At 65.9% G+C, this 18,708-nt stretch carries 16 protein-coding genes and 1 other RNA gene; 4 read left to right on the top strand and 13 right to left on the bottom strand.

Annotation, left to right across the window (positions count from 1 at the left end; all coding sequences use genetic code 11):
- Positions 1 to 6: 6 nt before the first annotated feature.
- A complete protein-coding gene (locus RCF34_RS01325; protein WP_308706538.1) occupies positions 7 to 318 on the bottom strand; it encodes an SCP2 sterol-binding domain-containing protein in 312 nt (103 codons plus the stop codon).
- Between the two features lie 259 nt (positions 319 to 577).
- On the opposite strand from RCF34_RS01325, the gene sohB reads away from it, so the two are divergent.
- Positions 578 to 1,603, top strand: a complete 1,026-nt coding sequence (gene sohB / locus RCF34_RS01320) for a protease SohB (RefSeq protein WP_308706537.1) — start codon at positions 578 to 580, stop codon at positions 1,601 to 1,603.
- A 48-nt stretch (positions 1,604 to 1,651) separates the two neighbouring features.
- Positions 1,652 to 2,644 carry a YhdH/YhfP family quinone oxidoreductase gene (locus RCF34_RS01315; RefSeq protein ID WP_308706536.1) on the top strand — a complete coding sequence of 331 codons (993 nt, stop codon included), beginning with the start codon at positions 1,652 to 1,654 and terminating at the stop codon, positions 2,642 to 2,644.
- Between the two features lie 58 nt (positions 2,645 to 2,702).
- On the opposite strand, the gene RCF34_RS01310 is transcribed toward RCF34_RS01315, so the two are convergent.
- From RCF34_RS01310 to RCF34_RS01265, 10 genes are all read right to left on the bottom strand, one after another.
- Positions 2,703 to 3,203, bottom strand: coding sequence for a DUF934 domain-containing protein (locus RCF34_RS01310; protein ID WP_308706535.1), 501 nt, complete (start codon positions 3,201 to 3,203; stop codon positions 2,703 to 2,705).
- Positions 3,187 to 4,845, bottom strand: coding sequence for a nitrite/sulfite reductase (locus RCF34_RS01305; protein ID WP_308706534.1), 1,659 nt, complete (start codon positions 4,843 to 4,845; stop codon positions 3,187 to 3,189). The genes RCF34_RS01310 and RCF34_RS01305 overlap by 17 nt, the downstream gene beginning before the upstream one ends.
- A 202-nt stretch (positions 4,846 to 5,047) precedes the next feature.
- Positions 5,048 to 5,123, bottom strand: a non-coding RNA gene (locus tag RCF34_RS01300) — sX9 sRNA.
- A 61-nt stretch (positions 5,124 to 5,184) separates the two neighbouring features.
- Entirely contained in the window at positions 5,185 to 6,000 is an 816-nt protein-coding gene (gene efeO / locus RCF34_RS01295; protein WP_308706533.1) for an iron uptake system protein EfeO, read from the bottom strand.
- Between the two features lie 21 nt (positions 6,001 to 6,021).
- Positions 6,022 to 7,314, bottom strand: a complete 1,293-nt coding sequence (gene efeB, locus RCF34_RS01290; RefSeq protein WP_308706532.1) for an iron uptake transporter deferrochelatase/peroxidase subunit — start codon at positions 7,312 to 7,314, stop codon at positions 6,022 to 6,024.
- Positions 7,311 to 8,465 (bottom strand): iron uptake system protein EfeO, encoded by a 1,155-nt coding sequence (gene efeO / locus RCF34_RS01285; protein ID WP_308707501.1) that lies wholly within the window; start codon positions 8,463 to 8,465, stop codon positions 7,311 to 7,313. Before efeO (RCF34_RS01285) ends, efeB begins: the two co-directional genes overlap by 4 nt.
- A gap of 41 nt (positions 8,466 to 8,506) precedes the next feature.
- Positions 8,507 to 9,361, bottom strand: coding sequence for an iron uptake transporter permease EfeU (efeU, locus tag RCF34_RS01280; protein WP_308706531.1), 855 nt, complete (start codon positions 9,359 to 9,361; stop codon positions 8,507 to 8,509).
- A gap of 147 nt (positions 9,362 to 9,508) precedes the next feature.
- Positions 9,509 to 10,531: a twin-arginine translocation pathway signal protein gene (locus tag RCF34_RS01275; protein ID WP_308706530.1), complete on the bottom strand. Its 1,023-nt coding sequence runs from the start codon at positions 10,529 to 10,531 to the stop codon at positions 9,509 to 9,511.
- 51 nt (positions 10,532 to 10,582) lie between these two features.
- Positions 10,583 to 10,987: a 3-phosphoshikimate 1-carboxyvinyltransferase gene (locus RCF34_RS01270; RefSeq protein WP_133863086.1), complete on the bottom strand. Its 405-nt coding sequence runs from the start codon at positions 10,985 to 10,987 to the stop codon at positions 10,583 to 10,585.
- 100 nt (positions 10,988 to 11,087) lie between these two features.
- Complete coding sequence (locus RCF34_RS01265) at positions 11,088 to 12,116, bottom strand: RNA methyltransferase (protein ID WP_308706529.1); 1,029 nt, start codon at positions 12,114 to 12,116, stop codon at positions 11,088 to 11,090.
- Positions 12,117 to 12,201: 85 nt separating this feature from the next.
- Between RCF34_RS01265 and RCF34_RS01260 the strand changes: the two genes are divergently transcribed.
- The gene (locus RCF34_RS01260) at positions 12,202 to 12,504 is read left to right on the top strand and encodes a DUF1883 domain-containing protein (RefSeq protein ID WP_133863084.1); all 303 of its coding nucleotides are present in this window, start codon (positions 12,202 to 12,204) and stop codon (positions 12,502 to 12,504) included.
- Between the two features lie 35 nt (positions 12,505 to 12,539).
- Here RCF34_RS01260 and RCF34_RS01255 read toward each other — a convergent pair whose 3' ends face one another.
- Positions 12,540 to 13,667 carry a PQQ-dependent sugar dehydrogenase gene (locus RCF34_RS01255; protein WP_308706528.1) on the bottom strand — a complete coding sequence of 376 codons (1,128 nt, stop codon included), beginning with the start codon at positions 13,665 to 13,667 and terminating at the stop codon, positions 12,540 to 12,542.
- Positions 13,668 to 13,760: 93 nt separating this feature from the next.
- Positions 13,761 to 17,477, bottom strand: a complete 3,717-nt coding sequence (gene metH, locus RCF34_RS01250; RefSeq protein WP_308706527.1) for a methionine synthase — start codon at positions 17,475 to 17,477, stop codon at positions 13,761 to 13,763.
- A 227-nt stretch (positions 17,478 to 17,704) separates the two neighbouring features.
- Here metH and RCF34_RS01245 point away from each other — a divergent pair, with 227 nt between their 5' ends.
- Positions 17,705 to 18,706 (top strand): response regulator, encoded by a 1,002-nt coding sequence (locus RCF34_RS01245; RefSeq protein ID WP_308706526.1) that lies wholly within the window; start codon positions 17,705 to 17,707, stop codon positions 18,704 to 18,706.
- The last annotated feature ends 2 nt before the right edge of the window (positions 18,707 to 18,708 follow it).

Genomic DNA, 18,708 nt, shown 5'->3' with positions numbered 1-18,708 from the left:
TGGCGCTCAGTTGGGGAAGAGTTCGCCCAGCTTCATGCTCAGCATCATGTTGCCTTCGACGCGCAGCTTGCCGGACATGAAGGCCTGCATGCCGTCTGTTTCGCCGCTGACGATGCCGGCCAGGGTGTCCTGGTCCATGATCAGGGTGCAATCCGCATCGGCCGCGTCGCCTTGCTGGACGTCGCAGGTGCCGTCCTTGACGACCACGTAGTAGTTGTCACCGCCCTCGACGTCGAATTGATAGGTGAGGTCCAGGCCGGCCGCGGCGGAGGGGTCGAACTTGCTCTTCAGGGTGGCGATGGCTTCGGCTGCGCTCATGGCGAGGGTCCTTGTGGTCTTTTTCGATGAGGCCCACTCCAGCGGGAGGGGCAGGGCACTCGACCGAGGGTAGGGGGCGGCAGGAGGCCTGTCAACGGATATTCATACGCTTGTTTGAAAGCCCTGGGTGCGCGCGCGGCCCGATCGCTGCGAATGGCTAGCCTGTGCAGAAGGACCGCCCGGGGGTCGCCGAGTTTCTATCGGTCGGGCGACTCGGTATGCTGGGCAGGGCACTGCTGCCGCCATCCTAGGAGAGTCCGTGGAGTTTCTTGCCGACTATGCCAGTTTCCTGGCCAAAACCGTCACCGTGGTGGTCGCCATCATCGCCGTGCTGCTGTTCACCGCCGCCGTCCGCGGCCGCAACCGGCGCAGCTCCGCTGGCCAGTTGCAGGTGCAGAAGCTCAATGACTTCTATCGCGATCTGCGGCTGAGGTTGCAGCAGAGCGTGCTGGGCAAGGAGGCCTTCAAGGCGCTGCGCAAGCGCGAGACCAAGGCCGAGAAGACCAAGCGCAAGAGCGAGACCGGCAAGTCGCGGGTCTATGTGCTCGATTTCCATGGCGACATCAAGGCCACGGCCAACGAACACCTGCGCAACGAGATCACCGCGGTGCTGACCCTGGCGACGCCCAAGGACGAGGTGGTGGTACGGCTGGAAAGCGGTGGTGGCCTGGTGCACAGCTACGGCCTGGCCGCTTCGCAGCTGGCGCGCATCCGCCAGGCCGGGATCCCCCTGACCATCTGTGTCGACAAGGTGGCGGCCAGCGGCGGCTACATGATGGCCTGCATCGGCGACCGCATCCTCTGCGCGCCCTTCGCCATCCTCGGCTCCATCGGTGTGGTCGCCCAGCTGCCCAACGTCCACCGCCTGCTGAAGAAGCATGACGTGGACTTCGAGGTCTTCACCGCCGGCCAGTACAAGCGCACCGTCACGGTGTTCGGCGAGAACGACGAGAAGGGCAAGGAAAAATTCCAGCACGATCTGGATACCACCCATGTGCTGTTCAAGAATTTCGTCGCCCACTACCGGCCGCAGCTCAATATCGACGAGGTCGCCACGGGCGAGGTCTGGCTCGGCCAGGCCGCGCTGGGCAAGCAACTGGTGGACGAGCTGCGCACCAGTGACGAATACCTGGCCGAACGGGCCCAGGTGGTCGAGGTCTTTGCGCTGCGCTTCGTCGAGAAGAAATCCTTGCCCGAACGCCTGGGCATGGCGGCGAGCCTCGGTGTCGATCGCTTGGTGACCACCTGGTGGGAGCGTCTGGCCGAGTCGACCCGCTGGCGCTGAGGTCATAGGACTGGCGGCCCCATAACAAGACTCCACGGAGGTTCTGCGATGAGCAATTTTCAGGCGCTCTGGGTGACCGAAGGGGCCCATGGTGCTTTCCGGCAAGAGGTGGTGACGCGCAGCCTGGACGACCTTCCCGCGGGCGAGGTGCTGATCCGGGTGCGCTACTCCTCGCTCAACTACAAGGACGCCTTGTCGGCCATCGGCAACCGTGGCGTGACCCGGCGCTATCCCCATACCCCGGGCATCGACGCGGCCGGCGTGGTGGAGCAGTCCAGCGCCGCCGAATTCGCCGTGGGCGATGAGGTCCTCGTCACCGGCTATGACCTGGGCATGAATACCCCCGGCGGCTTCGGCCAGTACATCCGGGTGCCGGCCGCCTGGGTGATCCGTCGTCCGGACAATCTCGGCCTGCGCGAGGCCATGGTGCTGGGCACCGCGGGGCTGACCGCGGCGCTGTGCGTCGAGAAACTCGAACAGATGGGCCTGACGCTGGAGGCGGGCACCGTGCTGGTCACCGGCGCCAGTGGCGGCGTGGGCAGTCTGGCGGTCAAGCTGCTGGCACGCCTGGGCTATCACGTGGCGGCCTCCACCGCCAAGCTGGAGCGCGCGGAGTGGCTGCATCGCCTGGGTGCCCGGCAGATCCTCGACCGTGCGACCCTGGCCGATGGCGTCGGCAAGCCGCTGCTGGACCAGCAGTGGGCCGGCGCGGTGGATACCGTCGGCGGCGACATTCTCTTCAACGTCATCAAGTCGCTGGAATACGGCGGAAGCGTGGCCTGCTGCGGCATGACCGCCGGTACCACCTTCGCCGCCGGGGTCTTTCCCTTCATCCTGCGCGGAGTGAATCTGCTGGGCGTGGATTCCGTCGAGTTGCCGCTGATGGCCAAGGCCGCGCTCTGGGACAAGCTCTCGGTGCAGTGGAAGCTGGACGATCTGGACAGCCTGACCCGCGAGGTCGGCCTCGAAGAACTGCCCGATACCATCAGCCAGATCCTGGCGGGAAAGATGGTGGGTCGCGTGGTCGTCGATCTCGGTTGAGCGAAGGCCAGACAAAAAGAAACCCGCCGCGGCGGGTTTTCTTTTGCGTCCGCGACGTTCAGGCCTGACGACGGCGGAACAGCGGCTCCGGCTGATCCACCGCGCCCTGATAGGTCACGCTGAAGTCGCGCAGACCGGCCAGTGCCGCTTCCGGATCGCGGTCGGCGCGGACCACGTAGGCATCGAAGCCACAGCGCTTGAGAAAGAACAGCTGATCCTGCAGGACGTCGCCGATGGCGCGCAGCTCGCCGGTCCAGCCGAAGCGCTCGCGCAGCAGCCGGGCATAGGAGTAGCCGCGCCCGTCGACGAAGGCCGGGAAATTGATGGCGATGAGCGCGAAGTGCTCCAGATCGCCAGCGATGCTCTCCGGCTCTTCGTCGCTATCGAGCCAGATGCCCAGTTTGCCGTCGCGGCAGGTGAGGGCATGGCCGTGCTCCAGCCATAGGGCGGCCGGGATGATCACGTCGTCGCTGTTGGGGACGTCTTCGAAGGCGACGTCCTTGGGCAGCAGGTGCCAGTTGTCGGTGACCAGCTGGTCGCCCTTAATGATTCTTTGCATAAACGCGCTCCTTGAAGGGGTCGATACCGATACGGCGGTAGGTGTCGATGAAGCGCTCGTCTTCGGTGCGTTGCTCGACGTAGACGTTGATCAGCTTGCCGATCACCTCGGGCATCTGGTCCTGGGCGAAGGAGGGGCCGAGGATCTTGGCCAGGGTGGCGTCGCGGCCGGCGTCGCCGCCCAGGGACACCTGGTAGAACTCCTCGCCCTTCTTGTCCACGCCGAGGATGCCGATGTGGCCGACGTGGTGGTGACCGCAGGCGTTCATGCAGCCGGAGATGTTGAGGTCCAGTTCGCCGATGTCGAACAGGTAGTCCAGGTCGTCGAAACGGCGCTGGATGGCTTCGGCGATGGGGATCGACTTGGCGTTGGCCAGGGAGCAGAAATCACCGCCCGGGCAGCAGATCATGTCGGTCAGCAGGCCGATGTTGGGGGTGGCGAAGCCGTGCTCGCGCAGCGCCTGCCAGAGCTCCAGCAACTGGTCCTGGCGGACATCGGCGAAGATCACGTTCTGCTGGTGCGAGGTACGCAGCTCGCCGAAGCTGTAGCGATCGGCGAGGTCGGCCATGGCGTCCAGCTGGCGATCGGTGACGTCGCCGGGGGCCACGCCGGTGGGCTTAAGTGACAGGGTCACGGCGACGTAGCCAGGGCGCTTGTGGCGGAAGGTGTTGCGCTGGCGCCAGCGGGCGAAGCCGGGTTGCTCGGCGTCCAGGCGGGCGAGGGCCGCGTCCTGGTCCTGCAGCTCGGCATAGGGCGGATCGACGAAGAAGGCGGAGACCCGCGCGACCTCGGCGTCGGTCAGGGTGATGGGGCCGTCCTTGAGGTGGGCCCATTCGGCCTCGACCTTTTCGGCGAAGGCGTCGGCGCCCAGGGCCTTGACCAGGATCTTGATGCGCGCCTTGAACTTGTTGTCGCGGCGACCGTAGCGGTTGTAGACCCGCAGGGTGGCTTCCAGGTAGCTGAGCAGGTGCTGCCAGGGCAGGAATTCGCGGATGAATTCACCGGTATGGGGGGTACGGCCCTGGCCGCCGCCGACCAGCACGCGGAAGCCCAGCTCGCCCGCCTCGTTGCGCACCGCTTCCAGGCCGATGTCGTGCACTTCGATGGCGGCGCGATCCAGGGCAGCGCCGTTGACGGCGATCTTGAACTTGCGCGGCAGGAAGGCGAATTCGGGGTGGAAGGTCGACCACTGGCGGATGATCTCGCACCAGGGGCGCGGATCGACCAGTTCGTCATGGGCAACGCCGGCGAACTGGTCGGTGGTGGTGTTGCGGATGCAGTTGCCGCTGGTCTGGATGGCGTGCATCTGCACGGTGGCCAGCTCGGCGAGGATCTCGGGGACGTCTTCCAGCTCCGGCCAGTTGAACTGGAAATTCTGCCGGGTGCTGATGTGGGCGTAGCCCTTGTCGTAGTCACGGGCGATCTGCGCCAGCTTGCGCACCTGGGTGGTGTTCAGCAGGCCATAGGGCACGGCGACCCGCAGCATGGGCGCATAGCGCTGGATGTAGAGACCGTTCTGCAGGCGCAGCGGGCGGTATTCTTCGCCACCCAGCTCTCCGGCCAGGAAGCGGCGGGTCTGGTCGCGAAACTGGGCGACACGCTCTTCGACGATCCGCTGATCGTACTGATCGTAAACGTACATGGTCATCCTGCTGTCAGGCGGCGCGCACGGCTGCGCGTGATCGAAGTCTTGGGCACCCAGGGGCGCTCTGACGACTTTTCTAGGCCGTGCACGATAGCAGCAGGTCTATATGCTTAAAAGCGATGTTTATTTATATATAAATCTATTCCGGCGATAAGCGGAAAGCGGGTGGGTGGAACCGGATACCGCTTATGAATACCGCGGTTGATAAAACGTAGCGCGCGGTTGTCAGGTGGGTGCGCGCGGCGCGCAGGAACCGAAGTGTACAAGCGGTACATGAGGATTCCGAGCACTGCACGCGCCCGCCTGGCGGACGCGCAGTAGTTTTAGCCGCCGCGGTTAGTTCAGGCCCAGCTTGCCGCGCAGGGTGGAGAGATCTTCCGCCAGGGTGTTGACCGGGCCCACCAGAGCCTTGCGATCACGCTCGCTGACCTTGTCGTAGGTTTCGAACCCGCCCTCCTTGGTCTTGTACTTGGCCAGAATCTTGTCGACCGTGGCGAAGTTCTTGTCGACCTTGGCGATGAAGGCCTGGTCCTGCTTCTCGATCTGCGGGCGGAACAGGTCGACGATCTTCTTGGCGCCATCGACGTTGGCCTGGAAGTCGTAGAGGTCGGTGTGGCTATAGCGCTCTTCCTCGCCCGACACCTTGGTCGCCGCCACTTCCTCCATCAGTGCCGCGGCGCCACCCACCACCTTTTCCGGCGGGAAGGTCAGGCCGTCGACCCGGGCCTGCAGGTCCTTGACGTCCGCCAGCAGCCTATCGGCGAGGGGACCCTGGCCTTCGGTGGTGTTCTGAGTGAAGAGGGCGTGCTCCAGACGATGGAAGCCGGTGAAGTCCTCGGACTTGACGCCCTGTTCGTGGTCGTCTTCGCGGGAATCGATGGCGGCGTCCAGGTCGCTGAAGAGTTCAGCGATGGGCTCGACCTGTTCGTAGGACACCCGCGTCGGGGCGTAGAGCTTGCGTGCGGTGGCCAGGTCGCCGCGCTTGACCGCCGCGGTGAAGGCCTGGGTCTGCTCGGTGAGCTTGGCCAGGTTGTCGGTGACATAGATCTTGTAGTCGGAGATGGGGCCGACCAGATCCAGCGGCGAGTTGGCAGCGAGGGCCGGCGTGGCGAGGGCCAGGCCGAGGGCAACGGCGAGGAACGAGCGTTTCATTCGACTTCTCCTGTCGAGGTTTTAAAGCGATGCGGCGGCCAGCAGGCTGCGGCCGAGATAGTCCTTGGCATCGGTGATCCCCGGCAGGACGAAGAAGTAACCGCCGCCGATGGGTTTGATGTATTCCTCCAGGGGTTCGCCATCCAGGCGCTTCTGCACGGCGATGAAGCCCTGTTCCAGATCGGCCTGGTAGGCGATGAACAGCAGGCCCATGTCGAGTTGGCCGTTCTTGCGCACGCCATTGGAGTAGTTGAAGGGGCGGCGCAGGATCAGGTTGCGCTGGCTCTCCGCGGTGCGGGGATTGGCCAGGCGGATATGGGCGTCCAGCGGGGTGACCTGGCCCTTGGGATCGCTGGCGTAATCCGGCACATCGGTCTCGTGACCGCCGGCCATGGGCGCGCCACTGGCCTTGCGCCGACCGAAGATGGCTTCCTGCTCCTGCAGCGGCGTGCGATCCCAGCGCTCGACGAAATTGCGAATGATGCGCACCGCCTGGTAGCTGCCCTGGGCGGCCCAGGCGGGCTCGCCGCCGCTGGGCTGGACCCAGACGATCCGGTCCATCGCCTGGGTGTCGGTGGAATCCGGGTTGGCCGAACCGTCGCGAAAGCCGAGGAAGTTGCGCGCGCTTTCCGCGGGTTGCCCGGGTGGCGGATCCTGCACCGGTACGCTGCCTTCCTGCTTCCAGCGGATCGCCAGCAGATCCGGCAGGTTCTTCACGATGTCGCGCAGGGCGTGGATGTTGGTGTCCGGGGTGTTGGCGCACAACTGCAGACAGAGATCGCCGTGGCAGCAGTCCGCTTCCAGGGCGTCGTTGGGAAAGCCGGTCATGCGTTGCAGCTGCAGTGGCTTGACCGCGCTCAGGCCGAAGCGCTCGTCGAACAGCGACTCGCCCACCGAGACGGTGATGGTGAGGTTGTCCGGCGTCACCACCGGGCCGAGGATGCCGGAATCCAACGGCGGCAACCTGGGATCGACCTCCGGCACCGGGCCGCCCTGCATGAGAAAGCGGATGCGTTCGTCGAGGGTACGCAGCAGGCGTTCCAGGTCCTCGCGGTCGCTGGCCAGTACATCGAAGGCCACGATCATCCCCGCCGCTGGCCGTGGGGTGACGATGCCGCTCTGGTGGAGACCAAGAAACGCCTGGCGCTGGTGGGTATTGGCGCTGCCGGGGGCGCGGGTCACCTCGGCGGTGCTGGCCGCCCGGGCGTGCATCGGGCAGAGCCCGGCACCGGCCAGCGCCACGCTGGCGGCGCCGAGGCCACCCAACAGCCGGCGGCGTTCGATGTTGGGCTGATCGGGAGCGGACTTCTTCATGGCGTGGTATTGGTCGCGGTAAGGCCGAGGGCCGGGGCCACCTGCTCGAGGGAGTCGGCCAGTGCCTGGGCCGCGTCGGCGATGCGCTGGCGGTCGCCAGGGACAAGGGTGGAGTAGGGACGCTGGACATCACCCAGGGCCGCGGCCAAGGCGTCGGCCTGGGTATCCAGGCGCTGCTGCAGCTCGGGATGACCCTTGCCGAGCAGCGGGCGCAGCAACTCGATCACCTTGCGCGTGCCGTCCAGATTGGCGGCGAAACCGGGCAGGACGAGCTGGCTGTAGCGTTCTTCCTCGCCCGAGATCCGGGTACTGGCCAGGTTGTGCAGCAGGCGTGCGGCGTTGCCGCTGAGTTGGGCGGGCGGCAGCGACTGACCGAGCAGGGCGTCGCGCAGGGCGGCGGCGTCCTGTTGCAAGCGATTGGCGACCGGCTCCAGGTCCTGGGTGCTGTCGCCGGCGAAAAGGCCCTGTTCGAGGCGATGGAAGCCCCCGAAGGCCGGATCCTGTTCGCGCTTTTCGTAGTAGTCGGCGCGGGCGTTGAGGCGATTGTCCAGTTCGGCGAAGCGCTGCGCGGTCGCCGCCAGACGCTGGTAGGGCAGGCGGGCGGCCGCATAGGCGGCGCGCGCCTGCTCCAGATCGTCCGCGGCCAGCGCCTGCTGGAGGGTGGCGAGGCCCTGCAGCAGCAGGCGGCTCTGCTGATTCAGGTAGACGCGGTATTCCGACAGCGGGCCGACGAACTGGGTCAGGGTCGGGCCGGCCTTGCTGGCGGCTTCAGAGGCGGCGGTGGGCAGCACCTTCAGGGTCCCGCGCGGATTGCTCAGCAGGCCGCAAGTGATGGCGTAGTCGCCAGGCGCCAGGGTGGCATTGATGACTTGGCTGAGGCCGGGCGCGATGTTCTCGCGCTCCTCGACCACCAGGACGCCATCGAGGATTTCCCACTCCACCGCCCGGTCCGAGCGGTTGACGATCCGGAAACGCGCCGGCCCGGCGGGCACTTCCAGGGCGTTGGGCTCGCAGCGATTGGCCAGGATATCGACCTTGATTTCGCCGTCGGCCACGGTGGCGTGACGCTCGCCTGCGGAGCGCGAGGCGTAGTAGAAGGCGGCGGCCGCGACGATCAGCAGCGTGGCGGAGCCGACCACGGCCAGGCGCATCGCCGTGGCGCCCTGCTTCGGCGAATGGGGGTTGGCGTTGTTCAAGACGGGCGCTCCAGCGAGGCAGGGGTGGTCACGGCAGGACGCTGGGGCGGCGCCGGGCTGCGGAAGAACAGCGGCAGGGTGACCGCCAGGAACAGCAGATAGGCGCCGAGGGTGCTGACCGTCGGGGTGTCCTGGTAGCCGAACATCCCGGCCAGCACCGTACCGACCGGGCCGTCGGCGGGCAGCACGTGGCTCCAGTCGAACAGCACCTGCTGCAGCGCATTCCACAGGCCGGCTTCATGCAGGGCCTTGACCGAGTTGGTGAACAGGCCGGCCGCGACGAAGAGGATGAACAGGCCGGTGAAGCGAAAGAACTTGCCCAGGTTCAGTCGCACGCCGCCGGTATAGAGACCGTAGCCCACCGCGATGGCGATGATCAGCCCCAGCAGGGCACCGAGGGGCGCGCCGGGGCCGGCGCTCTGCTGGAAGATCGCGAGCAGGAAGAACACGGTTTCCAGGCCCTCGCGGGCGACCGCCAGGAAGACCATGCCGATCAGGGCATAGACCTGGTTGCGCGAGGCGGACAGGGCGTTTTCCAGGGAGTCGTGCAGTTCGGTCTTGATCGAGCGCGCCGCCTTGCGCATCCAGAACACCATGGAGGTGAGGATGGCCGTGGCCGCCAGGCCGACCACCGCTTCGAACAGCTCCTGCTGACGCTGCGGAAATTCGGCGCTGGCCAGTTGCAGGCCTGCACCGACGAACAGCGACAGGGCGGCGGCCAGCATCACGCCGGTCCAGACCGCGGGCATCCAGTGGCCGCGACCGGTCCGTTGCAGATAGCTGGCGATGATGCCAACGATGAGCGCCGCTTCGATGCCTTCGCGGAGCATGATCAGAAAGGGAACGAGCATGAAAGCTATCACCGACGGAAGCTAAGGGCGCGGAGGCGCCCGCAGGTCGGTGATTTGTATCACAATGATTCAAATTGTTAAATGCGGATGATTCTCGTGCCTTGCGGATCCGCTGACCGGTTGGCAGCGGATCAGGGCGGGCGAGCGTCAGCCCCGGAAGACCACGGCGGTATCCGGCGCCTGGCCGGTGGCGAAGCGGCGGATCTCCCGCCAGTTGCGCAGATCGACCACCGCCAGCTGGTTGTCCTCCAGGGCCGCGAAGAGACGCTCGCCGCGGGGATCGAGGTTGAGTCCGGGCACGGCGCTGCCCATGGGCAGGTAGGCCACTTCGGCGAGGGTGTCGGGCCGCAGCAGCGAGAGACTCTTGTCCGCCAGGTTGGAGACCAGCAGGCGACCACCGGGCAGGGCGGCCACGCGCACCGCTTCGCCACGCAGCTTGACCTGGCGGAGTGGCGCGAGGTCGCGGGCATCCAGCGCATGGAGGATGCCGGCGAAGCGATCCAGTACATAGAAGGTGCGCTCGTCCGGACTCAAACAGCAGCCCTCCGGCGCCTGGCCGAGATATTTCTTAACCGGCAGCACGGCGGGATTGTGCGCGTCCACCAGGATCACCAGGCCGCTCAAGGTATCGGCGACATAGGCACGACGTCCGTCACGGGTCAGTACGAAGTAGTGGCTGCGGGTGCCGCCGACCGGGACGATCTGGCTGGGCGATTCGGCGGTTGCGGGGCGATCGAAGCGGATGAGCAGCGAGTCAGTTTCGCTGAGCACATAGAGGCGACCCTGGTCGTCCAGGCGCATGCCGTGCAAGCGGTGATAGGGCGACAGGTCGATGGATCTCACCAGGCGGCGCTCGGCGAGATCGATCACGCTGACCTGATGGCCGCCTTCGCCGGGCGCCTGCCAGCTCTTGACGCCATATTGGCCGACATAGGCATAGCGACCCTGGCGGTCGGCGACGATCTCATGGGGTTGCTCGGGCAATTCCAGGTTGCCGACGCGCTTGCCATCGACCAGGCGATAGAAGCCGATGCCGGGAGCTTCCTTCTCGACCAGGGCGAGGTATTCATCGCCCGCCGCGAATGCGTGGAGCGGATAGCCGCCCAGCAGGGGCAGGGCGGCACTGGCAGCCAGCAGGCCGAGGGTCCGGCGGCGATTCAGGTGGGGCATAGGAGGTCTCCCGAGGGGCAAGCCTCCCTGCCAGGGTCAAGCGAATCCGTGCTACTCGAATAGACCCTTGAACCAGGTCCAAACGCCGAAGGAGTAGTCGGGAAAGATGTCGATGCCCAGCGCGGACTTGAGCAGATAGAGCAGCAGCAGACCCACGAGTCCGCAGGCCAGCAGGATCACCGCCAGCACCGTGGCCTTGCCGAGCAGGGACAATTCCTGCTCCAGGCGCGAGAGTTGACGGTAGTTGCGACCGGCGAGGAAGACGAAGTAGTAACGGCGGTGCCAGAACTTGACGGTGCCGCGCAGATCGACGCTGTGCTTTCCCCAGCTGCGGGTGCCGAAAGCCAGCTTGAGGGCTTCCAGCTGCTCCTCGGTAAAGGATTCGCGCAGCGCTTCGGGCAGGCGTTCCTTCAGACCGGCGATGAAGGGGTCGTGGCGTTTGATGCGATCCTGCATGGAAAAGCTTCCCTCTGAATGGTGCGAATGCACTCTGAGGGAACGCCAGGCCGGGCGTTCCGCCGCAACTGATGGGCGGGGCCACGCGCAGGACGATCGGTCAGGCGCTGACCCGTATGGGGCGCAGCACCTCGGCTCGAGCGCGCAACTGGCCACAACCGCCATCGACATCCTGGCCTGCGGAATTGCGCACCTTGGTGAGCAGGCCGCGGCTGTGCAGGTAGCGCACGATCTGCACGATGCGCTCGCCGTCGGGGCGCTGGTAGTCGTCTACTTCCAGGCTGTTGTAGGGAATCAGGTTGAGCACACCGTACTTGCCCTTCATCAGCCGCAGCAGTTCGTCCATCTCGTCCTGGCTGTCGTTGATGCCGGCGAGCAGCGTCCACTGGTACTGGATCGGATAGCCAATCAGCCGGGCGTAGGCTTCTCCCTGTTCGATCAGCTCGCCGGGTTCGTAGCGGGGCGCCTTGGGCAACAGGCGGGCCCGACGCTCAGCGTTGGTGCTGTGCAGCGACAGCGCCAGCGCCGGCCTGACCGCCTGCCGGGGCAGTCGCTCGAACACCCGCGGATCGCCGACGGTGGAAAACACCAGGTTGCGATGGCCGATACCGCCGGCCGTGCCCAGCAGGTCGATGGCTTCCAGCACGTTGTGCAGGTTGTGCGCCGGCTCGCCCATGCCCATGAAGACCACCTTCTTGACCGGCCTGATGCGTCGCGCCAGGGCTACCTGGGCGACGATCTCGGCGCTGCCCACCTGACGCAGGAGGCCGCTCTTGCCGGTCATGCAAAAGACGCAGCCCACCGCGCAACCAACCTGGGATGACACGCAGAGTCCATCGCGGGGCAGCAGCACGCTTTCCACCGCCTGGCCGTCGCCCAGGGTCACCAGCATCCGCGCCGAACCGTCGGCGCCCGAATGCTCGGAGGTCACCCGGGCCAGGCCTTCCAGCCGCGCGGTCAGCGCCGGAATGGCATGGCGTACCTCCAGCGGCAGGAAGTTCTCCGCCTGCTGGCGCCGGGTGCCGGTGTCCAGGGGCAGCCCCTGGCACCAAGCGCGCAGGATCCGGGCACTGTGCTTGGGCTTGGCGCCGGCCTCGGCGAGCAATTGGACGACATCGGAAATACGCATGGGAAAAGGGCAGGTCGGGGGCGGGCGGCGATAATAGGACAGGGCAGGGATGCTATCCTAGTCCTTTGCAAGACGAGGACCCGTCATGAAGTTCATCCACCAGCGCGAGCATCTCAACGAGGGCGACCTGGTCGTCATCCAGAGTTCGGGGGTGTGCAACATCCGCCTGATGAACGATGCCAATTTCCGCAGCTTCAAGAACGGCGGCCGCCACTCCTACCACGGCGGCGCCTTCGACACCTTTCCGGCGCGGATCACGGTACCCAGCACCGGCTTCTGGAACATCACCCTGGACACCGTCACCAAGCGGCCGATCAGCGTGACCCGCAAGCCCGAGATCAAGCACTCGATCAAGATCGTCCGCCGCTCGCCTTCCGAGCTGCGCTGAGCCGGCGGTCACCCCTCCCTGGGTGACTCCTGCCGCTACTTCGGCTGCAATTCCAGCAGCCGCGCCTGGGCACCGTCTTCCAGGACCCAGAGACTGCCATTGGGGCCTTCCTCGACGTCGCGGATGCGCGTGCCCATGGCATAGCGCTCGACCTCGCGCGCCTCTTCGCCCTGGAGTTCGATCCGTACCAGCGCCTTGGACGACAGCCCGCCGATGAAGGCGTTGCCCTTCCAGGCAGGGAAGCGGTCGCCTGCGTAGATCATCAGGCCGGCCGGCGAGATTACCGGCGTCCAGCTGATCTTGGGCGGGATGAATTCCGGGCGCGTCGCGTGATCCGGGATCGGCCTGCCGCCATAGTGGTCACCATTGGAGACCTCGGGATAGCCGTAGTTGCCGCTACGCTGGATCAGATTGAGTTCGTCGCCACCCTGGGGGCCCATTTCCTGCTCCCACAGGCGGCCCTGGGCATCGAAGGCGATGCCCAGCGGGTTGCGATGGCCCAGCGACCAGACCTGGGCCGCTACGCCGCCCTGTTTGGCGAAGGGGTTGTCCGCTGGGACGCTGCCATCGTCGTCGAGACGGATGAGCTTGCCCAGGTTGCCGCTCATGTCCTGGGCCGGGGTGAATTTCTGCCGCTCACCCGAGGTGATCCACAACTTGCCGTCCGGGCCGAATCTCATGCGATGGCCATAGTGACCGTTGCCACTGACCTTGGGCGTCTGCCGCCAGATCACCTTGAGCTCGCCGAGCGAACCACTGCCGTCTTCCTTCAGGATCAGCTTGGCCCGGGCGACCGCCGCGCCCTGGGTGCCGTCTTCGCCGGCCTCGGCATAGCTCAGGTAGATCAGCCCGTTGCTGGCGTATTGCGGATGCAGGATGACATCGCCCAGCCCGCCCTGGCCGGCGGCGACCACCTTGGGTACGCCGCTGATGTCCTGGGCCTGGCCGGTCTGCACGTTCAGGTGCTTGAGTACCCCGCCTTTCTCGGTGACCAGGGCGGTGCCATCCGGCAGGAAGGCGATGGCCCAGGGCGCATCCAGGGTAGCGCGGGGCGTGGCGGTGAAGGGCCACTGAGCTTCACTCAGCGTCGGGGGCGCGGCAGTGGCGTTCAGGGTGGCGAGACCGAGCAGGAGACTGCCGGCGGCTAGGGTAAGGCCTTTCATGGGCACGCGGTCCTCGTCGATGGAAGTCCCTACACCCTAGTAGGGACGCCCGCGAAAAGGGCCGCGTTTTTGTTACCTGAGGCGTCTGCCAAGCTAGTTGTCGTACCCTAGGTTCGGCGCCAGCCACCGCTCCGTCACCGCCAGCTCCTGGCCCTTGCGCTCGGTGTAGCTGCCCACCTGATCCCTGTCGATCTTGCCCACGGCGAAGTACTGGGCCTCGGGATGGGCGAAGTACCAGCCGCTGACGGCGGCGGCGGGGAACATGGCGTAGTGCTCGGTGAGGAAGACGCCGCTACGACCGGCCTCGTTGAAGCGGGCCTCGGGGTCCAGCAGCTTGAACAGGGTGGCCTTCTCGGTGTGGTCGGGGCAGGCCGGGTAGCCGGGGGCGGGGCGAATGCCCTTGTACTGCTCGCGGATCCGCGCCTCGTTGTCCAGGGTCTCGTCCGCGGCATAGCCCCAGTGCTCCTTGCGCACCCGTTCGTGCAGCCACTCGGCGCAGGCTTCGGCGAGGCGATCGGCCAGGGCCTTGACCATGATGGAATTATAGTCGTCGCCCTTGCGCTCGTAGTCCTTGGCCAGCTCCTCGGCGCCGATGCCGGCGGTGACGATGAAGCCGCCCATGTAGTCGGTCACTCCGGTCTCCTTGGGCGCGACGAAGTCGGCCAGGGACAGGTTGGGCTTGCCCTCGGGCTTGATGGTCTGCTGGCGCAGGTGGTGCAGGGTGGCCAGCGGCTGGCCGTCCTCGCCATAGACTTCCAGGTCGTCGTCACGGACCTGGTTCGTCGGCCAGAAGCCGAACACGGCGCGGGCCTTGATCAGCTTCTCGTCGATCAGCTTCCTGAGCATGGTCTGGGCATCGTGGAACAGCGCGGTGGCCGCTTCACCCACCACCTCGTCGGTGAGGATGCGCGGGTACTTGCCGGCGAGGTCCCAGGAGATGAAGAAGGGCGTCCAGTCGATGTATTCGGCCAGCACCGCCAGGTCGATGTCTTCCAGCACCCGGGTGCCGGTGAAGCTGGGTTTGGGCGCCTGGTAGCCCAGCCAGTTGAAGGCGGGCTTGTTGGCCACCGCCTTGGCGTAGGACAGGCGTTCGGTGCGGGCGCTACGATTGGCGGTGCGCTCGCGGACCTCCACGTAGTCGGCGCGGGTGCGCTCGACGAAGCCGGCCTTGAGTTCCTTGGACAGCAATTGGGTGGCTACGCCCACGGCGCGCGAGGCGTCGGTGACATAGACCACGGCATCGTTCTTGTATTGCGGCTCGATCTTGACCGCGGTATGGGCCTTGGAGGTGGTGGCGCCGCCGATCATCAGCGGCAGGGTGAAGCCCTGCCGCTGCATCTCCTTGGCGACGTGGACCATCTCGTCCAGCGAGGGGGTGATCAGGCCGGAGAGGCCGATGATGTCGCACTTCTCGGCGATGGCGGTCTGCAGGATCCTTTCCGCCGGGACCATGACGCCCAGGTCGACGATGTCATAGCCGTTGCAACCCAGCACCACGCCGACGATGTTCTTGCCGATGTCGTGGACGTCGCCCTTGACCGTGGCCATGAGGATCTTGCCCTTGGCCTCGGGCTTGTCGCCTTTCTCCGCCTCGATGAAGGGGATCAGGTGCGCCACCGCCTGCTTCATCACCCGGGCGGACTTGACCACCTGGGGCAGGAACATCTTGCCCGAGCCGAACAGGTCGCCGACCACGTTCATGCCGCTCATCAGCGGGCCCTCGATGACCTCGATGGGGCGCGCGCACTGCTGGCGGCACTCCTCGGTGTCCTCGACGATATAGGTGGTGATGCCCTTGACCAGGGCATGCTCCAGTCGCTTGCCCACTGGCAGGCCGCGCCACTCCTCGGTCTCGGCTTCCTTGACCGCGCCGCCGCCCTTGTAGTCGTCGGCGATGGCCAGCAGGGCGTCGGTGCCTGCCGGGGTGCGGTTGAGCACCACGTCCTCGACCCGCTCGCGCAGGGCGGCCGGGATCTCGTCGTAGATCTCCAGCTGGCCGGCGTTGACGATGCCCATGGTCAGGCCGTTCTGGATGGCGTGGTAGAGGAAGACCGAGTGGATGGCCTCGCGCACCGGGTTGTTGCCGCGGAAGGAGAAGGAGACGTTGGACACGCCGCCCGAGGTCAGGGCGTAGGGCAGGTTGTCGCGGATATAGGCGCAGGCGTTGATGAAGTCGACCGCGTAGTTGTTGTGTTCCTCGATCCCGGTCGCTACGGCGAAAATGTTGGGGTCGAAGATGATGTCTTCCGGCGGAAAGCCCACCTGGTTGACCAGGATGTCGTAGGAGCGGGCGCAGATCTCGTTCTTGCGCGCCTCGGTGTCGGCCTGGCCATCTTCGTCGAAGGCCATGACCACTACCGCGGCGCCGTATCTCTTGCACAGCTTGGCGTGGTGGACGAAGGCCTCGACGCCTTCCTTCATGGAGATGGAGTTGACGATGCCCTTGCCCTGGATGCACTTGAGGCCGGCCTCGATCACCTCCCACTTGGAGGAGTCGATCATGATCGGCACCCGGGAGATGTCCGGCTCGGAGGCGATCAGGTTGAGGAAGGTGACCATGGCCGCCTTCGAATCCAGCATGCCCTCGTCCATGTTGATGTCGATGACCTGGGCGCCGGCTTCCACTTGCTGCTGGGCCACTTCCAGGGCCTCGGCGTAGTTCTCCTCGCGGATCAGCCGGGCGAACTTGGCCGAGCCGGTGATATTGGTGCGCTCGCCGACGTTGACGAACAGCGACTCGCGGCTGATGGTGAAGGGTTCCAGGCCGGAGAGGCGGCAGGCCTTGGGAATGTCCGGCAGTTGGCGCGGTGCATGCCTGCCGACGGCCTCGGCGATGGCCTGGATGTGCGCCGGGGTGGTGCCGCAGCAGCCACCGACGATGTTGAGCAGGCCGCTGGCCGCGAATTCCTCGACCACTGCGGCCATCTGCTCGGGGCTCTCGTCGTATTCGCCGAAGGCATTGGGCAGGCCGGCGTTGGGATGGGCCGAAACGAAGGTGTCGGCCTTGGTCGCCAGCTCCTCGACGTAGGGCCGCAGCTCCCTGGCGCCCAGGGCGCAGTTCAGGCCGACCGAAATCGGCTGGGCGTGGCGCACGGAGTTCCAGAAGGCTTCGGTGGTCTGGCCGGACAGGGTACGACCGGAGGCATCGGTGATGGTGCCGGAGATCATGATCGGCAACTCGATCCCGACCTCTTCGAACACGCCCTGGACGGCGAAGATCGCCGCCTTGGCGTTGAGGGTGTCGAAGATGGTCTCGATCAGGATGAGGTCGGCGCCGCCCTCGATCAGGCCGCGGGTGGCCTCGGTGTAGTTCTCCACCAGTTCATCGAAGGTGACGTTGCGATAGCCGGGGTTGTTGACGTCCGGGGAAATGGAGCAGGTCCGACTGGTCGGGCCGAGCACCCCGGCGACGAAGCGCGGACGATCTGGGGTCTCCAGGGTCTTGGCGTCGGCCACCTCGCGGGCGACCCGGGCGCCGGCCAGGTTCAGCTCGTAGGTGATCTCCTGCATGCCGTAATCGGCCTGGGAGACGCGGGTGGCATTGAAGGTGTTGGTCTCCAGGATGTCGGCGCCGGCATCCAGGTAGGCCTTTTCGATCTCGGCGATGATCTTCGGCTGCGTCAGCAGCAGGAGGTCGTTATTGCCCTTGACGTCGCTCGGCCAGTCGGCGAAACGCTCGCCGCGGTAGTCCGCTTCCTCCAGCCGATAGCTCTGGATCATGGTGCCCATGCCGCCGTCGAGGATGAGGATGCGCTGCGCGAGGGCGTGGCGGAGGGCGGCGAGGCGAGCGGTAGGATCGGTCATGGGCATTCCACAGAGAAGAAGAGACGCTGGACAAAGGGTGGCAGCATAGCAAAAGCCGGCGCCTGCCCCGGTATGGGCGACCACTGATCATGAGCGACGCTCATGCAAGGTCGGTGGGTCGCTCATGGCCGTGACAGCCGGCGATCTGGAACGGCCGCCATGCAAGCTGCCGAACTGCTGCTTTACTGTCTGATGACCGACGTTTACTGTGCGTCAAAACTGCGTCATGGAAGGTGGCCGTGATTCCTCTGGTGATATGCGACGACTCGAACATGGCGCGCAAGCAGCTGGTTCGCTCCCTGCCCGAAGGCTGGGGTGTATCCATCACCCAGGCCGCCAACGGCGAGGAGGCCCTTGCGGCGCTGCGTCAGGGCCTGGGTCAGGTCATGCTGCTGGACCTGACCATGCCGATCCTGGATGGCTACGGGACCCTCGCGGCCATCCGCAACGAAGGTCTGGGCGTCAAGGTGATCGTTGTCTCCGGGGACGTCCAGGATCAGGCGGTGGCACGGGTGCGAGAACTGGGCGCCCTGGATTTCATCCGCAAGCCGGCCGATCCGACCGAACTGGCGGCTGTGCTCGAGCGCCATGGCCTCTATAGCCCCAGTCCGACGGTGCCGGCGGCACCTGTCGCGCGCCCGGAGCTGGAAGTCAGTTTCCGCGATGCCTTCCGCGAGGTGGTCAACGTCTCCATGGGCCGCGCCGGGGCCCTGCTGGCCAAGGCGCTGGATGTATTCGTCCAGTTGCCCATTCCCAACGTCAACATCCTGGAAGTCAGCGAACTGCACATGACGCTGGTGGATGCCCAGCGCGAGGATCGGCTCAGCGCGGTGTGCCAGGGCTACATCGGCGAGGGCATCGCCGGCGAGGCGTTGCTGATCTTCCATGACTCCGAATTCGACGACATGGCGCAGCTGGTGCGCTGGCGCGAGGCGGGGGAGTCCGGCGACATCGAGATGCTGCTGGATCTGTCGAGCATCATCATCGGCGCCTGCCTGGCCGGGATCGCCGAACAGTTCGACATCCGCTTCTCCCAGGGCCATCCGACCATTCTCGGCCACCATGCGTCCATCGACGAGCTCATCGTCGTCAACAAGACACGCTGGAAGAAGACCCTGGCGGTCGAGCTCAGCTACAGTCTGGAAGGCCATAACGTCCACTTCGATCTGCTGTTGCTGTTCACCGAGGATTCGGTGAAGCGCATCACCCGCAAGATCGGCTACCTGATGAATTGAGC

It is taken from the genome of Pseudomonas sp. 102515 (genome assembly GCF_031085165.1).
Classification (GTDB): domain Bacteria; phylum Pseudomonadota; class Gammaproteobacteria; order Pseudomonadales; family Pseudomonadaceae; genus Chryseomonas.
Note: the sequence above shows the minus strand (reverse complement) of the source record. Positions and strands in the feature narration are given on the sequence as shown.

What these genes read in the sequence shown, in the direction of transcription:
- RCF34_RS01325 (WP_308706538.1), bottom strand. Translation starts at nt 318, where the DNA reads ATGAGCGCAGCCGAAGCCATCGCCACCCTGAAGAGCAAGTTCGACCCC.
- RCF34_RS01315 (WP_308706536.1), top strand. Translation starts at nt 1,652, where the DNA reads ATGAGCAATTTTCAGGCGCTCTGGGTGACCGAAGGGGCCCATGGTGCT.
- RCF34_RS01310 (WP_308706535.1), bottom strand. Translation starts at nt 3,203, where the DNA reads ATGCAAAGAATCATTAAGGGCGACCAGCTGGTCACCGACAACTGGCAC.
- RCF34_RS01305 (WP_308706534.1), bottom strand. Translation starts at nt 4,845, where the DNA reads ATGTACGTTTACGATCAGTACGATCAGCGGATCGTCGAAGAGCGTGTC.
- efeO (WP_308706533.1), bottom strand. Translation starts at nt 6,000, where the DNA reads ATGAAACGCTCGTTCCTCGCCGTTGCCCTCGGCCTGGCCCTCGCCACG.
- efeB (WP_308706532.1), bottom strand. Translation starts at nt 7,314, where the DNA reads ATGAAGAAGTCCGCTCCCGATCAGCCCAACATCGAACGCCGCCGGCTG.
- efeO (WP_308707501.1), bottom strand. Translation starts at nt 8,465, where the DNA reads ATGCGCCTGGCCGTGGTCGGCTCCGCCACGCTGCTGATCGTCGCGGCC.
- efeU (WP_308706531.1), bottom strand. Translation starts at nt 9,361, where the DNA reads ATGCTCGTTCCCTTTCTGATCATGCTCCGCGAAGGCATCGAAGCGGCG.
- RCF34_RS01275 (WP_308706530.1), bottom strand. Translation starts at nt 10,531, where the DNA reads ATGCCCCACCTGAATCGCCGCCGGACCCTCGGCCTGCTGGCTGCCAGT.
- RCF34_RS01270 (WP_133863086.1), bottom strand. Translation starts at nt 10,987, where the DNA reads ATGCAGGATCGCATCAAACGCCACGACCCCTTCATCGCCGGTCTGAAG.
- RCF34_RS01265 (WP_308706529.1), bottom strand. Translation starts at nt 12,116, where the DNA reads ATGCGTATTTCCGATGTCGTCCAATTGCTCGCCGAGGCCGGCGCCAAG.
- RCF34_RS01260 (WP_133863084.1), top strand. Translation starts at nt 12,202, where the DNA reads ATGAAGTTCATCCACCAGCGCGAGCATCTCAACGAGGGCGACCTGGTC.
- RCF34_RS01255 (WP_308706528.1), bottom strand. Translation starts at nt 13,667, where the DNA reads ATGAAAGGCCTTACCCTAGCCGCCGGCAGTCTCCTGCTCGGTCTCGCC.
- metH (WP_308706527.1), bottom strand. Translation starts at nt 17,477, where the DNA reads ATGCCCATGACCGATCCTACCGCTCGCCTCGCCGCCCTCCGCCACGCC.